Genomic DNA, 26141 nt, shown 5'->3' with positions numbered 1-26141 from the left:
AGGGCTCCAGGGCGGGCGCCAGGGCGCAGTCTCCTCGGCACGTTCCCCCGGGCGCGGTCAGCGCGGCGAGAGGACCTTGTAGACCTCGAACCAGACCACCCCGGCGAGGCCCACGACGACGGCCACGGCGACGTCGAGGAGACCGACCGGGCCGAGGTCGAAGGCCTCGCGCAGGGGTGGCACCGTCAACAGGGCGGTGAGCAGCACGACGGCCGCGCCGAGCACCCAGGGGAGCGCCGCGTTGCGCCGCTCCCGCAGGGTCCGCCCGATCGAGAGCCGCCACGAGCGGTTGACGAGGATGAGGGCGAGGTTGGCGGCGACGAGGGTCGTGAAGGTGACCGAACGGACGACCTCGGCGGGCCGGTCGGAGGCGAGAGTCCACAGGTAGACCCCGAGCACGCCGGCCAGCACAGAGAGCCCCTGTAGCGCCGAGACGGCGATGACCGACCTGCCGAAGACCGGCTCGCCCGGGCGCCTCGGTGGCTGGTCCATGATCGTGGGGTCGACCTCCTCCGCCTCGAACACGATGGAGCAGGCCGGGTCGATGATGAGCTCGAGGAAGGCGATCTGCACGGGCATCAGCACCAGTGGCCAGTCGGCCACGAGGAGCGGGACCAGGGACATGCCGATGATCGGCACGTGCACGGCGAGGATGTAGGCCATCGCCTTGCGCAGGTTGGCGTAGATGCCGCGGCCCTGCCGGATGCCCGCGGCGATCGAGGTGAAGTCGTCATCGGTGAGGACGAGCGCCGCCGACTCGCGGGCCACGTCGGTGCCCCTCGCGCCCATGGCGATGCCGATGTCGGCCGCCCGCAGGGCAGGGGCGTCGTTGACCCCGTCGCCGGTCATGCCGACGACCTCACCCGTCGCCTGCAGGGCGCGCACGAGGCGCAGCTTCTGCTCGGGCACCGTGCGGGCGAAGACGCTGACCGCCGAGACCCTGCGGGCCAGCTTGTCGTCGGACATGGCCTCGAGGTCGGGCCCGGTGATGACTCCGGCGTCCGTGTCGAGACCCACCTCTCGGGCGACCGCGAGCGCAGTGCCCGGGTAGTCGCCGGTGATCATCACCGTGCGCACCCCCGCCCGGGCGCACTCGGCCACCGCCTGCGGCACCCCCGGGCGCACCGGGTCGTGCAGGGCGGCCAGCCCGAGGAGCTCGAAGTCGAAGTCGTGCTGCTCCGTGGGCAGGGGCCGGGCATCGCTGAACCGGGCCCGTGCTGCGGCCAGGACCCGCTGCCCGGACCCGGTCGCGCAGCGCACGTCCTCCATCAACGCCGCGTGCTGCCGTGGCGCGAGGTGGCAGAGGTCGGCGATGGCTTCCGGTGCCCCCTTCGCCGCGACCACGTAGTTGCTGCTGTCGGGGGAGCGCCACACGTGCGACATGGCCAGCAGGTCCTCGCAGAGCGGGTACTCGCGCAGGAGCTCCCAGTCGGGGTGGTCGTGCTCACTGCCCGCGAGCTGGGTGTCGGCCACCTCACGGAAGGCCTTGTCCATCGGGTCGAACGGGTCGACGGGCGATGCCAGCGCGAGGAACTCCGCGAGGGCGTGGAAGGCCTCCGGGAGCGGACCGCCGTCCAGCGTGTGGACCGAGCCCCCCACGACCAGCTGGCGCACCGACATGCTGTTCATCGTCAACGTGCCGGTCTTGTCGACGCAGACGACCGTCGCCGAGCCCAGCGCCTCGATCACGGCCGACCGCCGGGTGAGGACGTGCTTCTGGGAGATGCGCCAGGCCCCGAGGGCGAGGAAGACGGTCAGCACGACCGGGAACTCCTCCGGCAGCATGGCCATGGCGGTGGCGATGCCGGCCAGCAGCCCCTCCATCCAGCGTCCGCGGGTGGACCCGTAGAGCACCACCACGGTGACGGCAGCGACCACCCCCACCACGGCGATGACCCGCACGAGCCGGTCGACCTCGCGCTGCAGCGGTGTGCGCGCCGGTGCGATCTCGCGCAGGGCCGACCCGATCCGTCCGAGCTCGGTGTCTGCGCCGGTGTGGCACACCTCCGCGATGCCGCGTCCCCTCACCACGAGCGTCCCGGAGAAGACCCAGGGCGTGCCGTCGCCACCGGGCCTGCCCATGCGGCTGACCTCGCCCGCGTCGGTGCCGCCCTCCGTGCTCCGGCGTGCGCCACCTGCTGCGTCGTGAGAGCCGGCTGGTGCCTTCCGCACGGGGACGGACTCGCCGGTGAGCGCCGACTCGTCGACCGACAGGTTCACGGCGTCGACGACGACGGCATCGGCCGGCACCCGGTCGCCCTCCGTGAGCAGGACGACGTCCCCGCGCACGACGTCCCGGCCGGCGACCCGCACCTGTGTGCCGTCCCGGACCACCAGTGCGCGGGGCGAGGAGAGGTCCCGCAGCGCGGCCAGGGCGTTCTCGGTCTTGTGCTCCTGGTAGATCGAGATGCCGATGACGACCACGACGAAGGACAGCAGGGTCACACCGTCGAGGGGCTCGGCCAGCAGGAAGTTGACGAGCCCGGCGCCCAGCAGCAGGAGGAGCATCGGCTGCCTCATGACCTCCCACGCCTGCCGCGACAGGGTGCGCCTCCTGGCCGTGGGCAGCTCGTTGGGCCCGTCCGAGGCGAGCCGGGCAGCCGCCTCGTCGGCGGACATGCCCAGCAGACCCGGCTCCTGCAGAACCGTCATCGGCAACTCCCGGCGTCCAGCCCTGCTCCGACCCTAGAACGGTGCGACGCCGAACACTCGGGACCAACGGACCTATCTGCGGTGCCCCCGCCGTAGAACCGTTGTGGTGTCAGCCGGCCAGGCCGGTCCGCGGCCGTTGCGGTCGGCCCGTGGTGAGAAGAGGCAGCCATGTCCCGACGAGTCGACGAGATCCTCTCCTGGTACGAGGGAGACGACGCGCAGACGCTGACCAACCTGCGACGAATGCTGGAGCAGGGCCGCACCGGCGGGACCGGGAAGCTGGTGGTGCTGCCGGTGGACCAGGGCTTCGAGCACGGCCCGGCCCGCAGCTTCGCGGCCAACCCGGCCGGCTACGACCCCCGCTACCACGCCCAGCTCGCCCTCGACGCCGGCTGCAGCGCGCACGCACTGCCGCTCGGCGCGGCCCAGCTGGTGGCTCCGGCGTTCGCCTCCGAGCTGCCGCTGATCCTCAAGTGCAACAGCGCCGACTCCCTCTACGTGGGGAAGGACCCCGAGCCCGCCGTGACGGCCAGCGTCGAGGACGCGGTGCGACTGGGGTGTGCGGCCGTCGGCTTCACCATCTACCCCGGCTCCTCCGCACGGAACCGCATGTACGAGAACCTGCGCAGCCTCGCGACGGACGCCTCGTTCGCCGGGCTGCCGGTCGTCGTGTGGTCCTACCCCCGAGGCTCGGGTGTGTCCGAGCAGGGCCGCACCGCCGTCGACGTCGTGGCGTATGCCGCGCACCTCGCCTGCCAGCTCGGCGCCCACGTGGTGAAGGTCAAGCCGCCGACCGAGATGGTCGAGAGCCCCGCGGCGCGCAAGGCGCTCGAGAAGGCGGGGGTGCCGCTCGGGACGCTCGCCGACCGCGTCCGCCACGTGGTGCAGTCCGCTTTCGACGGGCACCGCATCGTCATCTTCTCCGGCGGTGCGGCCAAGGAGACCTCGGCCGTGCTGGAGGAGAACCGGCAGACGGCGCTCGGCGGGGGCTTCGGGACCATCATGGGACGCAACTCCTTCCAGCGCCCGCACGACGAGGCGGTCCGGCTGCTGCACGACGTCATGGACATCCACATCGGCACCACCGCCCAGCAGCGGGAGCTTGCCGCCCACTGAGCAGGTCAGCCCACTGAGCAGGTCAGCCCACGCCTCACCGCGAAGGGGTGCTCACCCCGCCGGGTGCTCAGCCTCGTCGGACGTGGTCGAGCAGCATGCGGCGCTCGACCCGAGCGATGACCTGCCGCGCCCGCGCGGCTGCGTCCGGGTTGACCGAGATCGAGGTGATGCCGGCGCGCACCAGCACCTCGGCGAACTCCGGCCGGTTGGACGGGGCCTGGCCGCACAGGGACGAGGTGATGCCCGCCTCCCGGCATGCCGCGATGATCCGCTGGATGGCATCGACTACGGCCGCGTCGGACTCGTCGAAGAGCTCGGCGCAGATTTCGGAGTCGCGGTCGACGCCCAGCATGAGCTGGGTGAGGTCGTTGGAGCCGATCGAGACGCCGTCGACGCCGAGCAGGGCGTACTCGGGGATGCGGTAGACCACCGACGGCACCTCGGCCATGACCCACCGGTGCAGTCCGCGCTGCCGTCCGAGGACGTGGGTGTCGACGGCCTCGAGGCAGGCCTCGAGCTCCCACCGGGTGCGCACGAACGGGATCATCAGGTGCAGGTTCGGCGTCTGCTCGCGGACGCGTGCGACGACGTCGAGGTCGAGCGCGAAGAGCTCGGGGTCGCGGATGTAGCGGTAGCAGCCGCGGTAGCCGATCATCGGGTTGGCCTCCACCGGCTCGAACTCCTCGCCTCCGGTGAGGCCGCGGAACTCGTTGGTGCGGAAGTCGACCGCGCGGTAGACCACCGGCCTGGGGGAGAAGGCGCGCGTGATGCGCAGCACGGACTCGCTCATCGTCTCGACGAACTCCGCCCGTCGACCCGTGGCCAGCAGGTGCTTCGGGTGCTCGCCCCGCAGTGCGTCGGTGATCATGAACTCCGCCCGGAGCAGGCCCACGCCGTCGACCGGCATCGCGGCGACCTCCTCGGCATGGTCGGCGATGGCGAGGTTGACGTACAGCAGGGTGCCCGTGGCCTCGGCACCGGGCGCCGGCGCCGACTCCGGCTCAGCGACGTCCCGCACCACGGCGGCAGGAGCGGGCGCCGCGGCCGCGACAGCCGGCGCACCGGCATACACCACGCCCTTGGCGCCGTCGACGGTGACGAGCTCGCCGTCGCGCAGCACCGTGGTGGCGTGGCGCGTCCCCACGATGGTGGGGAGGTGCAGCTCACGCCCCACGATCGCGGCGTGGCACGTCACCCCGCCGCCGTCGGTCACCAGGGCTGCGGCCCGTCGCATCGTCGGCACCCAGTCGGGGTTGGTCATGCTGGCGACCAGCACCTCGCCCGCCATGAGGCGGGGCCCGTCGGCGGTGCTGCGCAGGATGCGCACCTGCCCGGTGGCGGTGCCGGGCGCGGCGGCCAGACCGCTGAGCAGCGCCGTTCCCGGCGCCTCGCCGTCCGTGGTGGCACCCGGCGCGCCCAGGGTCGTGATGGGCCTCGACTGCACGACCCACGTCTGGCCGCCCTCGATCGCGAACTCGACGTCCTGCGGTGTGCCGTAATGGTTTTCGATCTGCATGGCCATGCGTGCCAGGGCCAGGACCGCGTCGTCGTCGAGCACCCGCCGCCCTTGGAGGTCCGCCGGCACCGGGAGTCGCTGGTCGTGGCCGTCGGGCCCTCGGACGATCTTCTCGGCCTTGGTGCCGATGTGGACCTGCCGGATGCGTGGGCCGTCCTTGGCGACGACGTAGGTGTCGGGGGACACCTGTCCACCGACCACCACCTCGCCGAGGCCGTATGCCGCCTCCACCACCACCGTGCCGCGGTCGCCGGTTGCCGGGTCCGCGGTGAACATCACCCCGGAGGCGTCGGAGTCGACCATCCGCTGCACGACCACGGCGATCGCAGGCTCCTCCGCCAGGCGGTGCGTCGCGCGGTAGGCCACCACCCGCGGGCCGAAGAGGGAGGCCCAGCAGTCGACGACCCGCGCGAGCAGCTCCGGGCCACCGCTGACGTTGGTGAAGGTCTCGTTCATGCCGGCGAACGACGTCGAGGCCGCGTCCTCAGCGGTGGCCGAGGAACGCACGGCGACGCGTCCCTCGTCGAGCCGTCCGTAGGCGTCGAGCACCGCACGCTCGAGGTGGGCGGGAAGCCCGGCCGAGTGGACCATCTGCTGGAGCCGCGCCGCCGCCGAGGACAGCGCCTCGGGTGAGTCGACATCGACCGCCGAGGCCGCGGCCTGCATCGCCTCGCGAACGCCCGCCTCCTCCATGGCCTGCAGGTAGGCCTGCGCCGTGATGACGAAGCCGGCGGGCACCGGCAGCCCGGCCCCGGCCAGCTCGCCGAGGTTGGCGCCCTTGCCTCCGACCCGCGGGACGTCGGCGCGGGAGAGGTCCTCGAACCAGGCGATCAGCTCGGTGGCGCGAGCGGTGGGCACGGCGGAGTCAGGACTCGTGGTCATGCTCCCAGCGTCAGCGGGACAGGTGGTGCGGCACAGGGCCGTTGGGCCCACGAGGACCCTGTCGACGAGGTGGGGCCGGGCGCGCTACTGGGCGCCGCTCCCCGTGGCGGGCAGCAGGCTGGCGACCTGGTCTGCCAGCAGTACCGCGACCCGCCGCTGCTGCGCCGAGGGGCGCGCCACGTGCGAGGAGGCCGTGAGCAGGAAACGGCCGCGGAGCTCGCCGGCCACGCGGACGGGCAGCACCACCGCCTCGTCGGCGGGGAACCCGTCACGCTCCACGTCGAGCACCTGCGCCCCGCGGACGAGTGAGCCGTCGTGCCGCAGGGTCGGGTCGAGGTCGTCGGCGCGACCGCCCGGGGCGAAGGTGCAGCCGTCGAGGTCGAGGAGGTCGCGGATCCGCTGGGCCACCGCCTGAGTGACCTCGTCGGCGCTGCCACGGCTCTCGCTGACGGACTGTGCCGTGGCGAGCACCCCGTTGACGTAACCGGTCTCCCTGCTGAGCGCGGCCTCCTGCCGCTGCCCCCACAGGGCCGTCTCCGTCACCACGCCACCGATGAGCAGGAGGATGACCGCGATTTCGAGGTCGTTGGGGTCGTCGATCGCGAACGAGCCGTAGGGCTCGGTCAGGAAGAAGTCGAACCAGGCAACCGCGGACAGCGCGGCGGCCAGGCCGGCCGCGCGGATACCGGTCGCGCCGAACACCACCACGACGGCGACCAGCACCAGCACGTCGGTGGCGGCGGTCAGGGTGCCACGGAACAGTGACAGCAGAGCTGCCGCGGCGAGGGGCGCCGCCGCAGCCACCAGCACCGTCAGCCCGCGGTGCCTGCGGGGGAGACGCCTGAGGTCCATGAGGCCATGACTGCGCACCGGCAGGCCTGCCGTCAAGGGTCTTGTCGCCCTCCTGACGCCCGCCTGTCGTGGCCGCGTCAAGATCTCGTCAACGGTCGTCAGGGCGACGTCAACACCGGCCGCCGCCGGGCGAGTCGCGCCTGTACTGGACACGTGATCGAGAACCTCGTCGCGGCGCTCCTGGGTCTTGCCCTGCTGGCCTACCTGGTCTACGCCCTCATCCGGCCGGAGAAGTCCTGATGTCCACCACCGTGAGCGGCCTGCTCACCATCGGCGTGCTCGTCGTGATGCTCGCGGTCTGCCACCACCCCCTCGGCGCCTGGATGGCCCGGGTCTACACCGACGGGCGTCACTGGCGCGTGGAGCAGGCGGTCTACCGCCTCGTGCACGTCGACCCCGAGTCCGAGCAGGGCTGGAAGACCTACGCGCTCAGCGTGATGGCGTTCTCGGTGGTCAGCATCGCTGCGTTGTTCGCACTGGTCCTCGTCCAGCTCCGGCTGCCGCTGCGCCAGGACGCGGAGGGGATGGGGGTGAGCACCGCGCTGAACGCGGCGGTCTCGTTCGTCACCAACACCAACTGGCAGTCGTATGCCGGTGAGACGGGCGTGACGCCGGTCGCCCAGGCCGTGGGCCTCACCGTGCAGAACTTCGTCTCGGCGGCGGTGGGCCTGTCCGTCGCCGTGGCCCTCATCCGTGGCCTGGCCCGCAGCGCCGGACGAGGCGTCGGCAACTTCTGGGTCGACCTCGTCCGGGGCTGCGTGCGCATCCTGCTGCCCATCGCGGGTGTCGCAGCGGTGGTGCTCCTCGCCGCCGGTGTCGTGCAGAACCTCGACGCGCCCGGGACGGTCACGACGGCGGCAGGCGGTGAGCAGGTCCTCCGCGGTGGGCTGGTGGCTTCGCAGGAGGCCATCAAGCTGCTGGGCACCAACGGCGGCGGGTACTTCAACGCCAACTCCTCCCACCCCTTCGAGAACCCCAACGCGTTCACCAACCTCCTCGAGGTCTTCCTCCTCCTGCTCATCCCCTTCGCCCTCACCCGCACCTACGGCCTCCTGGTCGGCGACCGACGTCAGGGCTGGGCCCTGCTCGGCTTCGCGGCCGTGCTGTGGGGCACCGGCGTCGCGCTGACGACGGCGGCGGAGGTGTCGGCCTCTGGGGCCCTCGGCGGTGCGATGGAGGGCAAGGAGCAGCGCTTCGGCGTCTGGGCCTCCAGCCTGTTCGCCGCCTCCACCACCGGCACCTCGACGGGGGCGGTGAACTCGATGCACGAGAGCCTGAGCCCGCTCGGCGGAGGCGTGGTGCTGAGCAACATGGTGCTGGGAGAGGTCTCGCCCGGTGGGGTCGGCTCAGGGCTCTACGGCATCGTCATCGTGGCGCTGCTGGCCGTGTTCATCGCCGGTCTGATGGTGGGCCGCACCCCCGAGTACGTCGGGAAGACGATCAGCCGGCGGGAGATCACCGCTGCCGCGCTCTACACCCTGGTGATGCCGGTACTCGTGCTGGCCTTCACCGGACTGTCGCTGGTCGTGAGTGGCCCTCGGTCGTCCATGCTCGCCTCGGGCCCGCACGGGCTGAGCGAGGTGATGTACGCCTACGCCTCGGCTGCCAACAACAACGGCAGCGCGTTCGCCGGCCTGTCGGCCGACACCCCCTGGTACAACCTGACCCTCGCCGCGTGCATGTTCCTCGGCCGGTTCGTCCCCATGCTGCTCGTCCTGCGCCTCGCCGGGCTGCTGGTGGAGCAGAAGACCCGACCGGTGACCGTGGGCACCATGCCCACCCACAGCCCGATGTTCGTCGGGCTGCTCGCCGGAGTCGCCCTCGTCGTCGCGGGGCTGACGTTCTTCCCCGCCCTCGCCCTCGGTCCCGTTGCGGAGGCCCTGTCATGACCAGGCGCTCCACCCCGACGACCCCGTCCCTGAGGGCGGTCGCCCCCCAGGCGGTCCGCAAGCTGGACCCTCGCCACGTCTGGCGGTCACCGGTCATCTTCGTGGTGTGGGTCGGCTCCGTCCTCACCACCGGCCTGGCCCTGGTGGACCCCAGCCTGTTCAGCTGGTCGGTGGCCGGGTGGCTGTGGGCCACGGTGCTCTTCGCCAACGGTGCCGAAGCCGTCGCCGAGGGGCGTGGCAAGGCCCAGGCCGCCTCGCTGCGCGCAGCCAGGCGGGAGACCATGGCGCGCCGTCTGCGGCCGGACGGCTCGGCCGAGCTCGTCCCCGGGTCCGAGCTGCACGTCGGTGACACCGTGGTGGTCGAGGCCGGCCAGGTGGTTCCCGGCGACGGCGACGTCATCGAGGGCATCGCCACGGTCGACGAGTCGGCGATCACCGGGGAGTCGGCTCCGGTGATCCGCGAGTCCGGTGGCGACCGCAGCGCAGTCACCGGCGGCACCACGGTGCTGTCCGACCGCATCGTCGTGCGCATCACGACCAAGCCGGGGGAGAGCTTCCTCGACCGGATGATCCGGCTCGTCGAGGGGGCCCAGCGCCAGAAGACCCCCAACGAGATCGCCCTGACCATCCTGCTGACCACGCTGACGATCATCTTCCTCGTGACGGTGATGGCGGTGCAGCCGCTGGCGGCCTACTCCGGCCGCACCCAGTCCGTCGTCGTACTCGTCGCCCTGCTCGTCTGCCTCATCCCCACGACGATCGGGGCCCTGCTGTCGGCCATCGGGATCGCCGGCATGGACCGGCTCGTGCAGCGCAACGTGCTCGCCATGTCGGGCCGCGCGGTGGAAGCGGCCGGGGACGTCTCCACCCTGCTGCTCGACAAGACCGGCACGATCACGCTCGGCAACCGCCGGGCCAGCGCCTTCGTCGGCGTCGACGGTGCGGCCGAACGTGACCTGGCGGAGGCGGCATACCTCTCCTCGCTCGCGGACGGGACCCCCGAGGGGAAGTCGATCGTGGAGCTCGCCCACGGGACACACGGCGTCGACGGCGGGCGGGGCGCGGACCTGCTCGCCCGCAGTGGTGCCGAGTTCATCGAGTTCAGCGCGATGACCCGCATGTCCGGGGTGGACCTGCCCGACGGCACCCGGGTCCGGAAGGGGGCCGGGACCGCGGTGGCGGCCTGGGTGCGCCAGACGGGCGGGACCGTGCCGGAGCAGGTGCAGAAGGTCGCCGACGAGGTCGGCCGCGCCGGTGGCACCCCGCTGGTGGTGGCCGAGCAGCAGCCCGGTGGCAGCGCCCGGGTGCTGGGGGTGGTCGAGCTCAAGGACATCCTCAAGGAGGGGATGCGGGAGCGCTTCGACGTCATGCGGCGCATGGGCATCCGCACCGTCATGATCACCGGCGACAACCCGCTGACCGCCGCTGCGATCGCGCGCGAGGCCGGGGTCGACGACTTCCTGGCCGAGGCGACCCCTGAGGACAAGATGCGCCTGATCAGGGCCGAGCAGGAGGGTGGCCGGCTGGTCGCCATGACCGGTGACGGCACCAACGACGCTCCTGCGCTGGCGCAGGCCGATGTCGGCGTCGCCATGAACAGCGGCACCGCGGCGGCGAAGGAGGCCGGCAACATGGTCGACCTCGACTCGGACCCCACCAAGCTCATCGAGGTCGTCGAGATCGGCAAGCAGCTGCTGATCACGCGGGGCGCGCTGACGACGTTCTCGATCGCCAACGACATCGCCAAGTACTTCGCGATCATCCCCGCGATGTTCGTGGTGCTCCACCCGGGCCTCGACGCCCTCAACGTCATGCGGCTGTCCTCGCCGGAGTCGGCGATCCTGTCGGCGGTCATCTTCAACGCGCTGGTCATCGTGGCGCTGGTCCCGTTGGCGCTCAGGGGAGTTCGCTACCGGCCGAGCAGCGCAAGCAGCCTCCTGCGTCGAAACCTGTTGGTGTACGGGCTTGGTGGCGTGGTGGTGCCGTTCATCGGCATCAAGGCCATCGACCTCGTCGTGTCCCTACTTCCCGGAATGAGCTGAACCATGGCGCAGTCCTCCACCACCCGCCAGCTCCTGGCCGCCACCCGGATGCTGCTGGCCCTGACCCTGCTCCTCGGGGTGCTCTACCCGGCTGTGGTCTGGGGGGTCGGCAGGGTCGGCCTGTCGCACCAGGCCGACGGCTCTCGGATCGAGCGGGGCGGCACCGTGGTCGGGTCCGCCCTCCTCGGCCAGGACTTCACGGCCGAGCGGCACTTCCACGGGCGACCCTCGGCCAGCGACTACGCCGGTGACGTCAGCGGGGGCACCAACCTCTACGCGGCGCACGAGGACCAGCAGGCCGCGCTCGCCGAGCGCCGCGCCGGGTATGCCGTTGCCAACGACGGGGTGCCGGCGCCGGCCGACGCGCTGACTGCCTCTGCCAGTGGCCTGGACCCGCACATCTCGCCGGCGAACGCGATGGCCCAGGCGCCTCGGGTGGCCGCCGCGAACGACCTGCCCCGCGGCGTCGTGGAGCGCCTGGTGCGGGAGCACACCGAGGGCCGGGTGCTGGGCTTCCTGGGGGAGCCGCGGGTCAACGTGCTCGAGCTCAACCTGGCGGTCGAGGAGGCCGCACGGTGAGCCGGGAGTGCGCAGTCCGCCGGCGCCGCTTCGGCTCCGGCGGCTGAGGGGCGAGAATCAGCGCATGGCCAGGGGATCGCTGCGGGTCTACCTCGGCGCCGCACCGGGCGTCGGGAAGACCGTCGCCATGCTCTCGGAGGCGCACCGACGCCGGGAGCGGGGCACCGACGTCGTCATCGGCGTGTGCGAGACCCATGGCAGGGCCCACACCGCCGGCCTGATGTCAGGTCTGGAGCGGGTGCCCCTGCGCGAGGTCACCCACCGTGGGACGTCGTTGCGCGAGCTCGACCTCGACGCCCTGCTCGAGCGCAAGCCCGAGGTGGCCCTGGTCGACGAGCTCGCCCACACCAATGCACCCGGCAGCCGGTACCAGAAACGGTGGGAGGACATCGAGGTGCTGCGCGACGCCGGCATCCACGTCATCTCCACCGTCAACATCCAGCACCTGGAGTCGCTCAACGACGTCGTCGAGGCGATCACCGGCGTCCGCCAGCAGGAGACCGTGCCCGACGAGGTGGTCCGGGGCGCCGACCAGATCGAGCTCGTCGACATGTCGCCGCACGCCCTGCGCCGCCGGCTCGCGCACGGCAACGTCTACGCCGCCGAGAAGGTGGACGCCGCGCTGGCGAACTACTTCCGGGAGGGCAACCTCTCCGCCCTGCGCGAGCTGTCGCTGCTGTGGCTCGCCGACCGCGTCGAGGAGGGCCTGGGCCGCTACCGTGCCGAGCACGCGATCACCGAGCCCTGGCCCACTCGGGAACGGGTGGTCGTCGCCCTGACCGGAGGCCCGGAGGGGCGCACCCTGCTGCGCCGTGCCGCCCAGATCGCCTCGCGCGGCGCGGGTGGTGAGCTGTTGGCCGTGCACGTGTCACCGCCGGACGGGCTCGTCAACAGCAGCCTCGAGCAGCTGGCCGAGCTGGACGAGCTGACCAGCGAGCTCGGCGGCACCTTCCACACCGTGCAGGGAGACGACGCCGCCGAGGCGTTGCTGGAGTTCGCCCGTGGCGTCAACGCCCGCCAGATCGTCATCGGCACCTCGCGGCGCCCGTGGTGGCGCGCGGTGGTCGGACCCGGCGTCGGGCAGCGGGTGGTCGACGCGTCAGGGGACATCGACGTGCACCTGGTCTCCCACGAGTACAAGGGCAGCCTCCGCGGTGGCTCGGGCACCGCGCCTCCGCTGCTCGGCGGGCACCGCGTGGCGCTCGGCTGGCTGCTGGCCACGGCGGGGACGCTGGCGCTCACCGGGGCGCTCCACCTGACCCGCGACGGGCACGAGCTGTCGCTCGACGTGCTGCTCTTCCTGCTGCTGACCGTCGTCGTCGCCCTCGTCGGCGGGTTCGGCCCGGCGCTGGTCGCTGCCCTCGCGGGGAGCCTCGCGCTCAACTGGTTCTTCACCCCGCCCTACTACACCCTCACGATCGCCGACCCGCAGAACCTCGTGGTGCTGGCCGTCTTCGTCGCGGTGGCGCTCTCGGTGTCGTCTGTGGTGCACCTGGCAGACCGGCGCGCGGCCGCGGCGCGGGCTGCCCAGCGCGAAGCTGCAGCCCTGGCCCGCACCGCCGAGTCGCTGCTGGGGGAGGAGGACCAGCTCGCTGCCCTGATCCGCCAGGCCGTCGACTTCTTCGGAGTGGACGCCGCCGCCGTGGTGCGACGCGCGGCCGTTCGGGAGCCGTGGCAGGTCGTCGTCGCGAGCGAGCGGTTCACGGTCGGCTCCGTCGCCGACGCGCCGGTGCGGGTGGAGGTCGACGACCAGCACGCCCTCGTCCTGACGGGGCGGGTGCTCAGCGGCGAGGACAGCCGCCTGGTCTCGGTGTTCGCCGCCCGGGCCCGGGTGCTCCTCCACCGGGAGGAGCTGGTCGCCCAGGCGAACCGGGCCGCCGCCCTGGCGAAGGACAACCGCGCCCGTACGGCGCTGCTGGCGGCCGTGTCGCACGACCTGCGCACCCCACTGGCCAGCATCAAGGCGGCGGCATCCAGCCTTCGCCAGGGGGAGGTGCGCTTCAGCCCCGAGGACGAGGCGAGCCTGCTGGAGACGATCGAGGAGTCCGTGGACCGGCTCACCGCCCTCGTGACCAACCTGCTCGACCTCTCCCGCCTGCAGAGCGGCACGGTCGAGGCGCGCAGGGACGCCGTCGACGTCGAGGGGGCCGTGGAGTCGGCGGTCGGCCAGCTGTCCGACCCCGCTCGCGTGCGGCTGAACCTCGCCCCGGGCCTGCCCCCGGTGCAGGCAGACACCGGGCTGCTCGACCGGGTGCTCACGAACGTCCTCGAGAACGCGCTGCGCCACGCGCCGGGCCGGCAGGAGGTCGTGGTGCGCGGGGCCGCCACCGGCCGCGTCGTGCAGCTGCGCGTGGTGGACCGTGGTGCCGGGGTTCCCGAGGCAGCCAAGGACCTCATCTTCGCGCCCTTCCAGCGTTTCGGCGACGCCCCGAGGGGCAGCGGGGTGGGGTTGGGGCTGGCAGTCGCCAAGGGCCTCATGGAGGCGATGGATGGTGGCATCGCGGCCGAGGACACCCCCGGGGGCGGGCTGACCATCGTGCTCGAGCTGCCGAGGGCGTCGGCCGACACGGCGCCGTCTCCTGCGCCGCCGGACGCCGTCCACACTGCTGACAGGATGGTTCCGTGAGCCGGATCCTGGTCGTGGACGACGAACCCCACCTGGTGCGGACCCTGTCGATCAACCTGCGTGCCCGGGGCTACGACGTGGAGGCGGCCGGGGACGGCCGGTCCGCGCTGCAGGCCTTCCACGAGGAACGTCCTGACCTCGTGGTGCTGGACCTGGGCCTGCCGGACCTCGACGGTGTCGAGGTCCTCCGCCGCCTCCGTCAGGTGGCCGACGTGCCCGTGATCGTGCTGTCTGCCCGAACCGACTCGGTCGACAAGGTCGAGGCACTCGACGAGGGCGCTGACGACTACGTCACCAAGCCGTTCGGGATGGAGGAGCTCCTCGCGAGAGTGAGGGTCGCACTGCGGCGGCAGGGGGAGACGTCGGAGGCGGTGCAGCCGCCCTTCGTCACCGACTACTTCGCACTGGACTTCACCGAGCGGCGTGCCGTGGTCGGGCGGGAGGTGGTGCGCCTCACCCCGACCGAGTGGCGGCTGCTGGCGGTGCTGGCCCGCACTCCCGGGCACCTGGTCGCTCAGCAGGAGCTGCTGCGAGAGGTGTGGGGTCCGGCATACGGCAGGGAGTCGAACTACCTTCGCGTGTATGCGAACCAGCTCCGGCGCAAGCTGGAGCCCGACCCGGCCCGGCCGCGGTACCTGCTGACCGAGCCCGGCCACGGCTACCGCCTCGTGGGAGCCGTCCCCACACGACCGCAGCGTCCGACACCGGCGTGAGAGCGGAGGGCGTGGAATCTTGACGCGTTTCTAACGTCCACAGCTTCGGCGGGGCGCCGCTCCTGCGCGAACCTCGTGACGTGACCCTCGAGACCACCGACTCAGGGCGCTGGTCCGGGCTCCTGGGCTTCCTCACGCACCCGGTGCGCGTGGTGGCCTCAGGGTTCGCTGCGGCCATCGCCGTCGGCACGACCCTGCTGATGCTGCCCGTCGCGACGGAGGGCGAGCGTGCCACGGGGCTGGTCACGGCCCTGTTCACGTCGACGTCGGCCGTCTGCGTGACCGGCCTCGTGGTCGTCGACACCCAGACCCACTGGTCCGCCTTCGGGGAGGTGGTCATCCTCGGGCTGATCCAGGTCGGGGGCTTCGGGGTCATGACGCTCGGCTCGCTGCTCGTACTGCTGGTGGGGCGGCGCCTGAGGGCGCGCGCCGGGATGCTCACCGAGACCGAGGTGCACCATGACGGGGGCGGCCTCGACACACGCTCGGTGGTGCTCGGGGTGGCCCGCACCAGCCTCCTCGTGGAGGCGGTGGTGGCGGTCCTGCTGGCGACGCGCTTCGCCGTCGGCTACGGCGAGCCCCCGTCACGGGCGCTCTACCTCGGGGTCTTCCATGCCGTCTCCGCGTTCAACAACGCCGGGTTCGCGCTCTGGAGCACGAGCCTGGAGCGGTTCGCGACCGACGTGTGGATCTGCCTGCCCATCGCCGGCGCGATCGTCCTCGGGGGACTGGGTTTCCCCGTGCTGGTGGAGCTGCGGCGGAACCTGCGCCACCCGTGGGCATGGACGCTGCACACGCGCCTGACCCTGTCGACGACGCTGGTGCTCCTGGTGGCCGGCTCGGCGGTCTTCACGGCGGTGGAGTGGGACAACGACGGCACGCTCGGGCGGCTGCCGGAGGGGGCGCGGTTCCTGGCCGGGGCCTTCCACGCGGTGAACACCCGCACCGCCGGATTCAACAGCGTGCCCACCGGAGAGCTGCGCACTGAGAGCCTGCTGGCGAGTGACGTGCTGATGTTCATCGGCGGGGGTAGCGCCGGCACGGCAGGCGGGATCAAGGTGACGACGTTCGCGCTGCTCGCCTACGTCATCTGGGCCGAGCTGCGCGGTGACCGTCGGGTCGCGGCGTGGGGCAGGGGCGTGCCAGCGGCGTCGCAGAGGCAGGCGGTCACCGTGGCGCTGCTGGGAGTCGCCGCGGTCGTGGGCGGCACCTGGTGCCTGCTCGCGATGTCCAGCCTCTCCCTCGACGTGCTGCTGTTCGAGGCCACCTCGGCCTTCGCGACCGTCGGACTCTCCACGGGCGCGACGGGGGAGCTGCCGGTGACCGGGCAGGTGCTGCTGGCCGTCCTGATGTTCATCGGTCGGCTCGGCCCGTTGACGATGGGGGCCGTGCTGACGCTGCGCTCCCGTCCGCGCTCGTTCGAGTTCCCGGAGGAGCGTCCGATCGTCGGCTGACGGTGCCACACCCTGTGGGTTGCAGCTGTGTGTCGCAGCCCGGCCCGGGTCAGTCCAGGAAGCTCGAGATCTCCGACAGCTGGTCCGGCACGAGCGTGTACCAGGCCCAGGTTCCGCGACGTTCCCGCGTGAGCACGCCTGCGTCGACGAGGACCTTCAGGTGGTGGCTCACCGTGGGTTGCGAGAGCCCGACCGCATCGGCCATGTCGCACACGCACGCCTCCCCGGACTCGGAGGCTCGGACGATGGACAGCAGCTGCAGCCGTGCCGGGTCGGCCACCGCCTTGAGCAGGGTGGCCCGCCGCTCGGCCTCGCCCCGGGCGATGGGGGCAGGTGCCGTTGCCCCGCACTGGGATGCCGTGCCCGTCACGGCATGTGGCGTGGTGGTCAGCGTCGTGAGACCCATCTCAGGGCTCCTCTCTTCCATCCACGAGTCTCTATGTTGACAGGTGTCTATGCAATTGGGAGGCTCAGGCATCGACACAAATCGATCCAGTGGCTGCGCGACGTCACGTCCCGGCCGATGACCCTGGAAGGGCCACCACTTCGTGAGCACCGGCACCACCGACCCCCTTGCAGCCCCACGACACCAGCCCGTCGCGGCCCGGCTGTCGACCCTCGACCGCTTCCTGCCCCTGTGGATCGGCCTGGCCATGCTCGCCGGACTGCTGCTCGGCCGGCTGGTCCCAGGGCTGGGCGACGGGCTCTCGGCCGTCGAGGTCGACGGTGTCTCGCTCCCCATCGCGCTGGGGCTGCTGGTGATGATGTACCCGGTGCTGGCGAAGGTCCGCTACGACCGGCTCGACGCCGTGACGTCCGACCGCCGGCTCATGGCGGGGTCCCTGCTGCTCAACTGGGTCGTGGGGCCGCTGTTGATGTTCGCGCTCGCCTGGGTCTTCCTCCCGGACCTTCCGGCGTACCGCACCGGCCTGATCATCGTCGGCCTGGCCCGGTGCATCGCCATGGTGATCATCTGGAACGACCTGGCGTGCGGTGACCGGGAGGCGGCGGCGGTGCTCGTCGCGCTCAACTCGGTGTTCCAGGTCTTCGCCTTCGCGGCGCTGGGCTGGTTCTACCTCCAGGCGCTGCCCGGCTGGCTCGGCCTCGAGCAGACCGCCCTCGACGTATCGGCGTGGGACATCGCCCGCTCGGTGCTGATCTTCCTCGGGATCCCGCTGGTCGCCGGTTACCTCAGCCGCCGGCTGGGGGAGAGGGCCAAGGGGCGCGCCTGGTACGAGCAGCAGTTCCTTCCCAGCATCGGGCCGTGGGCGCTGTACGGGCTGCTCTTCACCATCGTCATCCTGTTCGCGCTCCAGGGCGAGGCGATCACCTCCAACCCCCTCGACGTCGCCCGCATCGCGGTGCCGCTGCTGGTCTACTTCGCGCTGATGTGGGGAGGTGGCTTCGCGCTGGGAGCCGGGATGAAGCTGGGCTACGAGCGCACCGCCACGCTCGCCTTCACCGGGGCCGGCAACAACTTCGAGCTTGCCATCGCGGTCGCCATCGCCACCTTCGGCGCGACGTCCGGGCAGGCGCTCGCCGGGGTCGTCGGGCCGCTCATCGAGGTTCCCGCGCTCGTGGCCCTGGTGTACGTGAGCCTCGCCCTGCGCCGGAAGTTCGCAGGCCATCGCACCATGTCCTGACCCGCTCCCTTGAAGAAAGGCTCCACGTCATGAGCGACAAGCCCAGCGTCCTGTTCGTCTGCGTCCACAACGCCGGCCGCTCCCAGATGGCGGCCGCCTACCTGCAGCACCTCTCCGGTGGTGCAGTGGAGGTGCGCTCGGCCGGGTCGGCCCCGGCCGACCAGGTCAACCCCTCGGCCGTCGAGGCGATGGCGGAGGAGGGCATCGACATCACGGCGGAGACGCCGAAGATCCTCACGACCGAGGCCGTGAAGGACTCCGACGTGGTCATCACCATGGGCTGCGGCGACACCTGCCCGATCTTCCCCGGAAAGCGCTACGAGGACTGGGAGCTCGAGGACCCGGCCGGCAAGGGCGTCGAGGCCGTGCGGCCCATCCGTGACGAGATCAAACGCCGGATCCTCACCCTCCTCGAAGAGCTCGACGTCCCCGCACGCGCCTGAGGCGCGGGAAGCGGCCTCCGTCAGCGCAGTGCCGCGGTGATCTCGGCGACCGCTTCGCGCGCCGTGCGGCCCACCCCGATCAGGGTGGCCGAACCGGGTCCGGTCCAGTCGCCGTACCCGAGCAGGTGCAGGCGCGGCTCGGCGAGCGCGCGTGCGCCCGCGACCTCGATGCGCCCGTCGGGACCGCGCAGGCCCAGCGGGGCGAGGTGACCGAGGTCGGGGCGGAAGCCGGTGCACCAGAGGACCACGTCGGCGGGCTGCTCGGTGCCGTCCGCCCAGGCGACGCCGCCCTCCGTGAGCCGCTCGAACATCGGCAGCGCGACCAGGGCACCCCGGTCGCGGGCCGCCCTGACGGGCGGGACCATGACGACGTCGCCGAGCGAGGCCACTCCGCCCGGGTCCGCGTCTCCGGCGTCGAGGGCGCGGCGCCGCGCGGTCGCCACGGCGAACAGCGCGCGACCGTCGACGTCGTCGGGCAGGAAACGCGGTGGCCGCAGGGTCACCCACGTGGTGGTGGCGACCTCGGAGAGCTCGGCCAGCAGCTGGGCGCCGGTGTTGCCGCCGCCGACGACGACCACCCGCCGGCCCGCGAAGCCCTGCGGGCCCCGGTATGCCGCGCTGTGCAGCTGGTGGCCACGGAACCGTTCGACCCCGGGGTAGTGGGGCACGAAGGGACGCCCCCAGGTGCCGGTGGCGCTCACCACGGCACGCGCGGCCCAGGCGCCGTCGGCGGTGCGCAACACGAGGGGGCCACGCGGCTCGGTGTCGGCGCGGCACACCTCGAGCACCCGGGTGCCGTGGTGCACCGGCAGCTCGTAACGCTCCTCGTAGCGGGTCAGGTAGTCGACCACGTGCTCGGCCGGTGGAAAGCCGGCCCCGCTCGGCGTGGGCATGAGCCACCCCGGCAGTGACGAGTACTCCGCGGGCGAGAACAGCCGCAGCGAGGGCCACAGGTGCTGCCACGCACCGCCCGGGGCAGGGTTTGCGTCGAGCACGACGTAGCCGGTCCCGGGCTCCAGTCCTGCCCGGCGCAGGTAGTAGGCGGTGGCCAGCCCGGCCTGACCGGCGCCGATGACCGCGACGTCGACCGGGTGCGTCACCGGCCGATGCTGAGGGCGTCGACGACGGCCGCGAGCCGCCCCGGCACGGCACGGTAGTAGACCCAGGTGCCGCGCTTCTCGCTGATGGCCAGGCCTGCGTCCCGGAGGATCTTCAGGTGGTGGCTGGCGGTGGCCGCACTCTTGCCGATGCCCTCGGAGATGTCGCAGGCGCAGACCTCCTCGGCCGTGAGGAGCATCGCCATGATCTTCACCCGGGCAGGGTCGGCCAGCGCCTTGAACATGTCGGCCAGGGCCTGGGCGTTCTCGTCGGCCACAGCTGCCTGTGCGGGCGCGCAGCACGCGGTCAGCACCGTGAGCTGGGCGCGCGAGGACTCTGCGGGACTCGTTGTCGTGGCCACGGCTGGAGCCTACCTTCGTCGAGGGGATTCTTCGAAAAACTTCGAAGGAATGGTTCCACGTCTGTCGAAGTTCTGATTTGATGAACGTCGAAACAGTCGTGGCTGTTCCACCGGGCGGTCCGCCCGCCGGAACCCCGTCGGAGCCAACCCAGAAGGAGACCAGCATGGCCCTCACTCCCACCGCCGAGGCCCTCGAGGTCCTGACATCCGCCGCCGATGAGGCAGACCTGCCCGTCGTCGTCATCGGGGCCGGCCCCGTGGGACTGGCTGCCGCAGCACATCTGGTCGCCCGTGACCTGCCGGTGCTCGTCCTCGAGGCCGGCGAGGCCGTCGGCGCGGCGATGCGTGAGTGGGGCCACATCCGCACCTTCACGCCCTGGCAGTACATCGTCGACCCGACGGCGGAGAGGCTGCTCGCCGACGCCGGCTGGACGCGCCCCGTGGGGCGCCAGTCGCCGACCGGCGCCGAGATCGTCGAGCAGTACCTCGTGCCCCTGGCCGATGTCCTGGGCCCCCGGGTCCGCACCGGCACGCGGGTGCTGGCGGTCTCGCGCAGGGGGCTGGACCGGTCGCGCACGGTGGGCCGCGCCGAGAGGCCCTTCGTCGTCAGGGTCGCCAATCTCGACGGCACGGTCGAGGACCTGTCTGCTCGCGCGGTGATCGACGCCTCCGGCACCTGGCACCAGCACAACCCCCTCGGGGCCTCGGGGCTGCCGGCGCTGGGGGAGGAGCAGGCGCGCGAGGCGGGGTTCCTCGTCGGCCCGCTGCCCGACGTGCTCGGGGCCGAGCGTGAGCGCTTCGCAGGCCGCTCGACACTCGTGGTGGGCATGGGCCACTCGGCAGCCAACACCCTCGTGGCCCTGGCCCAGCTGGCTCGCGAGGTGCCCGGCACCCGCGTCGTCTGGGCCATCCGCGGCACCAGCGCCAGGCGGGCCTTCGGTGGCGGGTCCTCCGACCAGCTGCCCGACCGCGGCAGGCTGGGGTCCGACCTCGCCGACCTCGTCGCGGGCGGGGCGGTGGAGTTCCTCACCGGTTTCTCCACGCGCGAGCTGCGCGTCGACGAGGAGACGGGGACGCTGACCGTCGTGGGCGACACCGCAGCGGGAGGGCAGGAGGTCCCGGGCCTGCACAACGTCGCCGCCGCGACCGGGTTCCGGCCCGACCTCGACATGGTGTCCGAGCTCCAGCTCGACCTCGACCCCGGGCTGCAGTCGCCCCGGGTTCTCGGGCCGCTCGTCGACCCGCAGGCACACTCGTGCGGCACGGTCGCGCCGCACGGCTGGCGCGAGCTCGCCCACGACAACGAGCCGGGCTTCTTCGTCGTGGGCATGAAGTCCTACGGACGGGCGCCGACCTTCCTCATCACCACGGGGAACGAGCAGGTGCGCTCCATCGCCGCACACCTCGCCGGTGACGACGCCGCGGCCGACGAGCTGCAGCTCGTCCTGCCCGAGACGGGGGTCTGCTCGTCCACCAACGCGCTCTCGGACGCGGAACTTGCGGCCACGGTGCCCCTGGAGGCGGTCCGGCTCGGCTTCGCCACGGCCGTGCCGGGCGGTCGGGCCGGCGACGCGCTGGCGCAGGGCCACGGCAAGCCACTCGCCCTGGCAGATGTGTCGCCGGGCCGGGCCGGCGGCTGCTGCGGGTGAGCAACGCCGCCTCCCGTGCCCTCGCCGGGCCGATCATCCGGACGGGGGCGCGAGGCAGGAAGGGGCGCCGGGTCTTCCACGGGTGGCGCATCGTCGGCGTGCTGGCGGTCACCGAGACCGTCAGCTGGGGCATCCTGTACTACGCCTTTGCCGTCTTCCAGGTGCCGATGGCGGCCGAGCTCGGGTTCACCTCCGCCGAGCTCGGCGGGGCCTTCTCGGTGGCGGTCCTGCTCACCGGGGTCGCCTCGGTGCCGGTCGGCCGCTGGCTGGATGCGCGGGGCCCGCGCGGGCTCATGACTGCGGGGGCCCTCGTGTGCGCCGCGCTCGTCGTGGCGTGGTCGCGCGTGCACACCGTGGCGGGCCTCTACCTGGTGATGGCCGGCATCGGGCTGGCCAGGGCCTGCGTGCTCTACGAGCCGGCCTTCGCCGTGGTCGTGCGCTGGTTCCACGTCAGGCGGTCCGCCGCCCTGCTCGCGGTCACGGTCGTGGCCGGTTTCGCGTCCACCGTGGCCCTGCCCACGTCCAGTGCCCTCATCGCGGCCCTCGGCTGGCGTGACGCCCTGCTCGTCCTCGCCGTGGTGCTTGCGGTGGTGACCGCCGGGCCCCACTGGCTCGTGCTCCGCACCGAGCCGGCGGACCTCGGCCTCCACCCCGACGGGGCGGCCACACCACCGGATCGGCCCGCAGGGACGGCGGAACCGCAGCGGCCCGGGCTGCGCGCGACGGCCGCGTGGGCCGCCCGCCAGCCGGAGCTCCGTTGGTATGCCGCGGGATTCGCCGCGCAGGCCACGGCCGTCATCGTCGTCGCCGTGCACCTCGTGCCCTTCCTGCTGGAGCAGGGACACTCGGCCGGCTTCGCCGCAGCGGCGACTGGCGCGCTGGGGGCACTCTCCGTCTCGGGGCGGCTGGTGCTGACCGGCATGGCCCGTCGCCGATCGGCCGCAGCAGTGACGGCTGCGATGTTCCTCGTGCAGGGTGCCGGGGTCGTGGTGCTCCTGCTTGCCGGTGACTCGGTGCTCGGCGCGGTGGCGTTCGTCGCCCTGTTCGGGCTGGGCTTCGGTGCCGGCACGATCGCCCGACCGGTCCTGCTGGCGAGCAGTCACGGCTTGGCGCGCTACGCCTCGCTCGCCGGCCTGATGGCCCTCATCATCACCCTCGCCACCACCGCAGGACCCCTGCTCGCAGGCCTGGCGCGCACGGCATACGGCTCCTATGAGCCCGTGCTGGTCGCGGTGCTGGGACTGTGCGCGGCAGGGGCCGCCAGCCTGCGGATGGCCGGACGGGGTGCTGCAGGCGCCCAGAACCCGTGAAGACCCAGAGAAAGGACCCACCATGCACGGTCGCATGCCCGCGCACATCAGAGCCGCGTTCCACGACGAGCTCGTCACGGCCAGGCGCGCTGCCACCACCCGTGAGCGGTGGGCGGCCCTCGAGCGGGCCCACATCATCTCCCAGCCGTGGCCGTGGCCCCACACCCGTGCACACGCCGTCATGCTCCAGGTCGCCTGGCGCGAACGCGACCGGCGCGAGGCCGTCGGACAGGTCGTCCGCCTCCTGGTCGCGGCGCCGGGCTCGGCCCTGGGGCGCTACCCCGAGGGCAACACCGGCCGCGCGACGGTCCCGCTGACCCAGCCCATGCCCCTGCCGCAGGACCTCGCCGAGCTGCTGGCCCGGCGCTGAGCGACCGGCCGGGCGTGGACGAGCGCCTAGCCTGACGACGCCAGCAGGGCGCTCACCAGCCTCGCGGCCTGCTCGTTGGTGGCGTGGTTCTGGTGCAGCTCGTAGACCTGCATGTCGCCGAGGTGGCGCTCGAGCATGCCCGACAGCCGCTGTCGCAGCAGCAGGTCGCTCAGGTCGAAGAGGGGGAGCAGGGCGTCCTCGCCCTTGGCGTCGAGCCCGACGTAGCACTCCGACAGCAGGCTGGCGGCGTGCTCGACGCTGCCCGGGACGAGCCGGGGCTCGGTGAGCTCGAGGTCGAAGACGGGCACCAGCAGCAGGTGCAGGGGAGCGATGGCCGTGATCGAGGTCTGCAGGAGGTGGCTCAGCTCGCTGGGGAGGATGAGGATCTTCTCCTTCCGAGTCCTCAGCTGCTCCGGGGTGTTCGACGCCGCGATGCGGTGCACCTCGTCAGCGCTGGGCGTGGCGAAGAAGGGGTGTTCCTCGCTGGCCACCCAGTCGAGCAGAGGCGGAAGCACCGCAGCGGTGCCGATGCGCACTCCGGCCTTGCCGGGAAGCCCGCAGACCTCCAGGTGCGCGCCCGTCTCCCGGAGCAGGAACTTGTCGATCGCGACCAGGTCGCAGCCACTCCTCGCGAGGAGGTTGAGCAGGGTGCTCGTCTTGCCCGAGGCCTTTCCTCCCGCGATGCAGACGGCCCGACCTGTGTGGGCGACGCAGGCGGAGTGCATGGGGACCCAGCCCCGCTCCAGGAGCAGCCACTTGGTGAGCGCGCGTACCGTCTGCATCGCCTCCTCCCTGCGCACCTCAGGCCTCCCGGTGGTGACCAGGACGACCCTGCGCTGCTCGGCGAACAGCAGCGTGAAGACGTCTTCCTGCGACGACACCTTGGTCGCCCTCGTGCGGACCAGCGTGACCCCGTCGTCGACCGAGACGGTGGTGTGGTCCTTCCTCCCCGAGGCCGAGGCCGAGGCCGAAGCCGCACCCGGTTCCGCACCCGCACCTGGTGACTGGGACGCCCAGCGCCCCAGCGCGCGGTACAGCCGTGGGTCCTCGGTGGCGAAGAGCGTGGCATCGGGTCGGTCGCCGTGCGAGGGGCGGAAGTACCCCTCGAAGAACGTCGACATCCACGCGCCGCTTGCGGCCTCGTCGCTGTGGTAGGCGGTGGACACGCCGGCGTAGGCCAGCTCGAGGTGGTGGCCGCGCGCCAGCAGGCCGGCGACGACCTGTTCCCCTGCCTCCACGATGTCCTGCGCTGTCATGGCGAGTCCTTGGGTCCGGGGCCCTCCCGCCCCGCACTCCTGCCCGGGGCCGCCTTCCGGGCGAGCTGTGCGGAGTGCGGGCGTGGATCCAGTGTGCAGCGAGGTCGGGCGTTGCGACAGGGCCGCGCGGGAGTGCCGGCCCGTGACGAGTCGGGTCAGCGGATGCCGTGCCAGAGGTCCCTCTCCCACGCACGGGGGTCGTCGACGACCAGGGGGTCGGTGTCGAACCGCATGGTCGCCCGCCGGTCCGGGCCGTAGCGTGGCCATCCTGGGTCTCCCGTGGTGGCGAACGAGATCCAGGCACGGTGCATGGTGTCGGCGAGTCCCTGCGGCGCGGTGTCGCCGACCAGTGGCCCGAAGAGCGGGGCGTCGGCCCCGAGGGTGTCGAAGACGAACGGGATCTCCAACCCGTGGACCGCACCGAGTCCCGGTGCAGGCCAGGCGAACTCGTACATGTAGGTGCCTGACCGCTGGTTGACGTGCGCCTCGGCCAGCCGGATGGCCGGGACCCGGGTCCACCAGTCGGTCTGCACGGCCGCGAGCAGCTCACCCGGGGCGGCACCGGGATGGTGGGCCCGGTACGCGGCGAGCCCCTTCTCGACCGGAAGGCCGTATGCAGCCAGGGTGCGGAACCCGTGTAGGCCGACGGGCCCTGTCAGATGTTCCTCGGTGATCCGGGCGATCTCTCCGGTGATGGCCAGGAAGAGTCGCCACTCGTCGGTGTTGGTGCCTGCCAGTACGTCGACCTGGGCTGCCGACCCGCCTGCGATCAGCTCGATGGGCGTGCCGGGAAGGGTTCTCCCATCGATGACCGGCTGCCACGGCAGCATGCTGGCGACGACGTCGCCTCCCCACAGGTCGGGGTCAGGGTGCGCCAGGAGCTCGGCCTTGAGCTCCGCCTGCGCCTGCAGGAGCCGTTCGACGGGGAGGGCGGCGATGGCGTCCCGACGGGGCGGCACTCCCAGCCGGTCCACCAGGGAGCGCCCGACCCGTGCAGCCGTCTCGGCAGAGAGGGCCTGGTGGGCGGCTCCGCTCTGCAGGACCGCCCGACGGAACAGGCCCCTGGCGGCCGGCATGGCGAGCATCACCCCGATGCTCATGGCCCCGGCGGACTCTCCGAAGACCGTGACGTTGTCCGGGTCGCCACCGAAGGCGGCGATGTTGTCCCGCACCCACTCCAAGGCGGCCACCTGGTCGAGCAGCCCCAGGTTCGCGACGCCGTCGTCGAGGTAGAGGAACCCGTCCGCCCCGACGCGCCAGTTGATGACGACGCAGACGACTCCGTCACGCGCGAAGTGCCTGCCGTCGTAGGCAGCCGTGGCCCCGAACTCGAACATCCCACCCTGGACCCACACCATGACGGGCAGCCCGGCGGCCCCCGGGTCCGGCGTCCAGACGTTCAGGGTCAGGCAGTCGTCGCCGATCGCCTCGGTGTCCCAGCCGGACCCGCCGCCCTCGGGAGGGGCCACCTGTGGCGGTGACGGCCCGATCTCGGTCGCCTCGCGGACGCCGCTCCACGGCTCGACCGGTTGCGGTTTGCGCAGGCGGTGTGGGCCGACGGGCGGGGCCGCGAACGGCACTCCGAGGAAGGCGTGGACCCCGTCGACCTGCGTGCCGTGCAGATGACCCGCTGCGACCTTCACCGTGGAGCCCATGGCCACCAGCCTCAGACCGGGACAGGGGGCTCAGC

21 protein-coding genes are annotated in these 26141 nt (G+C 72.3%); 13 read left to right on the top strand and 8 right to left on the bottom strand.

Annotated elements, in window-relative coordinates:
* Nucleotides 1-57 precede the first annotated feature (57 nt).
* Nucleotides 58-2652: a cation-translocating P-type ATPase gene (locus tag P0Y31_RS18000; RefSeq protein WP_275871934.1), complete on the bottom strand. Its 2595-nt coding sequence runs from the start codon at nt 2650-2652 to the stop codon at nt 58-60.
* 168 nt (nt 2653-2820) lie between these two features.
* On the opposite strand from P0Y31_RS18000, the gene P0Y31_RS17995 reads away from it, so the two are divergent.
* Nucleotides 2821-3768 (top strand): class I fructose-bisphosphate aldolase, encoded by a 948-nt coding sequence (locus P0Y31_RS17995; protein WP_275871932.1) that lies wholly within the window; start codon nt 2821-2823, stop codon nt 3766-3768.
* Between the two features lie 67 nt (nt 3769-3835).
* Here P0Y31_RS17995 and ppsA read toward each other — a convergent pair whose 3' ends face one another.
* Together ppsA and P0Y31_RS17985 are read right to left on the bottom strand one after the other, a co-directional pair.
* The gene (gene ppsA, locus P0Y31_RS17990; protein ID WP_275871931.1) at nt 3836-6166 is read right to left on the bottom strand and encodes a phosphoenolpyruvate synthase; all 2331 of its coding nucleotides are present in this window, start codon (nt 6164-6166) and stop codon (nt 3836-3838) included.
* Nucleotides 6167-6250: 84 nt separating this feature from the next.
* A complete protein-coding gene (locus tag P0Y31_RS17985; protein WP_275871929.1) occupies nt 6251-7018 on the bottom strand; it encodes a DUF4118 domain-containing protein in 768 nt (255 codons plus the stop codon).
* Between the two features lie 6 nt (nt 7019-7024).
* Here P0Y31_RS17985 and kdpF point away from each other — a divergent pair, with 6 nt between their 5' ends.
* The 7 genes from kdpF (at nt 7025) to P0Y31_RS17950 (ending at nt 16321) form a co-directional block, all read left to right on the top strand.
* Nucleotides 7025-7258: a K(+)-transporting ATPase subunit F gene (gene kdpF, locus P0Y31_RS17980; RefSeq protein WP_275871927.1), complete on the top strand. Its 234-nt coding sequence runs from the start codon at nt 7025-7027 to the stop codon at nt 7256-7258.
* Nucleotides 7258-8907 carry a potassium-transporting ATPase subunit KdpA gene (kdpA, locus tag P0Y31_RS17975; protein ID WP_275871925.1) on the top strand — a complete coding sequence of 550 codons (1650 nt, stop codon included), beginning with the start codon at nt 7258-7260 and terminating at the stop codon, nt 8905-8907. Before kdpF ends, kdpA begins: the two co-directional genes overlap by 1 nt.
* Nucleotides 8904-10949, top strand: coding sequence for a potassium-transporting ATPase subunit KdpB (kdpB, locus tag P0Y31_RS17970; protein ID WP_275871923.1), 2046 nt, complete (start codon nt 8904-8906; stop codon nt 10947-10949). The genes kdpA and kdpB overlap by 4 nt, the downstream gene beginning before the upstream one ends.
* A 3-nt stretch (nt 10950-10952) precedes the next feature.
* On the top strand, nt 10953-11528 hold the full coding sequence (kdpC, locus tag P0Y31_RS17965; RefSeq protein WP_275871921.1) for a K(+)-transporting ATPase subunit C: 576 nt from the start codon (nt 10953-10955) through the stop codon (nt 11526-11528).
* A gap of 64 nt (nt 11529-11592) precedes the next feature.
* Entirely contained in the window at nt 11593-14154 is a 2562-nt protein-coding gene (locus P0Y31_RS17960; protein ID WP_275871919.1) for a DUF4118 domain-containing protein, read from the top strand.
* Nucleotides 14151-14867 (top strand): response regulator transcription factor, encoded by a 717-nt coding sequence (locus tag P0Y31_RS17955; RefSeq protein ID WP_275871917.1) that lies wholly within the window; start codon nt 14151-14153, stop codon nt 14865-14867. The genes P0Y31_RS17960 and P0Y31_RS17955 overlap by 4 nt, the downstream gene beginning before the upstream one ends.
* An 80-nt stretch (nt 14868-14947) precedes the next feature.
* Nucleotides 14948-16321: a potassium transporter TrkG gene (locus tag P0Y31_RS17950; protein WP_275871915.1), complete on the top strand. Its 1374-nt coding sequence runs from the start codon at nt 14948-14950 to the stop codon at nt 16319-16321.
* Between the two features lie 49 nt (nt 16322-16370).
* Here the strand turns inward: P0Y31_RS17950 and P0Y31_RS17945 are convergent, their stop codons facing one another.
* Nucleotides 16371-16727 (bottom strand): metalloregulator ArsR/SmtB family transcription factor, encoded by a 357-nt coding sequence (locus P0Y31_RS17945; protein WP_275871913.1) that lies wholly within the window; start codon nt 16725-16727, stop codon nt 16371-16373.
* Between the two features lie 142 nt (nt 16728-16869).
* Here P0Y31_RS17945 and arsB point away from each other — a divergent pair, with 142 nt between their 5' ends.
* Nucleotides 16870-17964 (top strand): ACR3 family arsenite efflux transporter, encoded by a 1095-nt coding sequence (gene arsB, locus P0Y31_RS17940; RefSeq protein WP_275871912.1) that lies wholly within the window; start codon nt 16870-16872, stop codon nt 17962-17964.
* Nucleotides 17965-17993: 29 nt separating this feature from the next.
* Nucleotides 17994-18407, top strand: coding sequence for an arsenate reductase ArsC (locus P0Y31_RS17935; protein ID WP_275871910.1), 414 nt, complete (start codon nt 17994-17996; stop codon nt 18405-18407).
* Between the two features lie 20 nt (nt 18408-18427).
* Here P0Y31_RS17935 and P0Y31_RS17930 read toward each other — a convergent pair whose 3' ends face one another.
* Nucleotides 18428-19507 (bottom strand): ArsO family NAD(P)H-dependent flavin-containing monooxygenase, encoded by a 1080-nt coding sequence (locus P0Y31_RS17930; protein WP_275871908.1) that lies wholly within the window; start codon nt 19505-19507, stop codon nt 18428-18430.
* The gene (locus P0Y31_RS17925; RefSeq protein ID WP_275871906.1) at nt 19504-19866 is read right to left on the bottom strand and encodes a metalloregulator ArsR/SmtB family transcription factor; all 363 of its coding nucleotides are present in this window, start codon (nt 19864-19866) and stop codon (nt 19504-19506) included. Before P0Y31_RS17925 ends, P0Y31_RS17930 begins: the two co-directional genes overlap by 4 nt.
* Before the next feature lie 164 nt (nt 19867-20030).
* Here P0Y31_RS17925 and P0Y31_RS17920 point away from each other — a divergent pair, with 164 nt between their 5' ends.
* The 3 genes from P0Y31_RS17920 to P0Y31_RS17910 are packed head-to-tail and all read left to right on the top strand — an operon-like array spanning nt 20031 to nt 23195.
* Nucleotides 20031-21515 carry an FAD-dependent oxidoreductase gene (locus tag P0Y31_RS17920; RefSeq protein WP_275871904.1) on the top strand — a complete coding sequence of 495 codons (1485 nt, stop codon included), beginning with the start codon at nt 20031-20033 and terminating at the stop codon, nt 21513-21515.
* Nucleotides 21512-22825 carry an MFS transporter gene (locus P0Y31_RS17915; RefSeq protein ID WP_275871902.1) on the top strand — a complete coding sequence of 438 codons (1314 nt, stop codon included), beginning with the start codon at nt 21512-21514 and terminating at the stop codon, nt 22823-22825. The genes P0Y31_RS17920 and P0Y31_RS17915 overlap by 4 nt, the downstream gene beginning before the upstream one ends.
* A gap of 34 nt (nt 22826-22859) precedes the next feature.
* The gene (locus tag P0Y31_RS17910) at nt 22860-23195 is read left to right on the top strand and encodes a DUF3703 domain-containing protein (protein WP_275871900.1); all 336 of its coding nucleotides are present in this window, start codon (nt 22860-22862) and stop codon (nt 23193-23195) included.
* A gap of 26 nt (nt 23196-23221) precedes the next feature.
* Here the strand turns inward: P0Y31_RS17910 and P0Y31_RS17905 are convergent, their stop codons facing one another.
* Nucleotides 23222-24451, bottom strand: a complete 1230-nt coding sequence (locus P0Y31_RS17905; protein ID WP_275871899.1) for a hypothetical protein — start codon at nt 24449-24451, stop codon at nt 23222-23224.
* Between the two features lie 155 nt (nt 24452-24606).
* Complete coding sequence (locus P0Y31_RS17900) at nt 24607-26106, bottom strand: carboxylesterase/lipase family protein (protein WP_275871897.1); 1500 nt, start codon at nt 26104-26106, stop codon at nt 24607-24609.
* Nucleotides 26107-26141: the final 35 nt, after the last annotated feature.

The organism is Knoellia sp. 3-2P3, assembly GCF_029223115.1.
GTDB lineage: Bacteria > Actinomycetota > Actinomycetes > Actinomycetales > Dermatophilaceae > Pedococcus_A.
The sequence above is the reverse complement of the archived record's forward strand: the minus strand, read 5'-3'. Positions and strand labels throughout refer to the sequence as shown.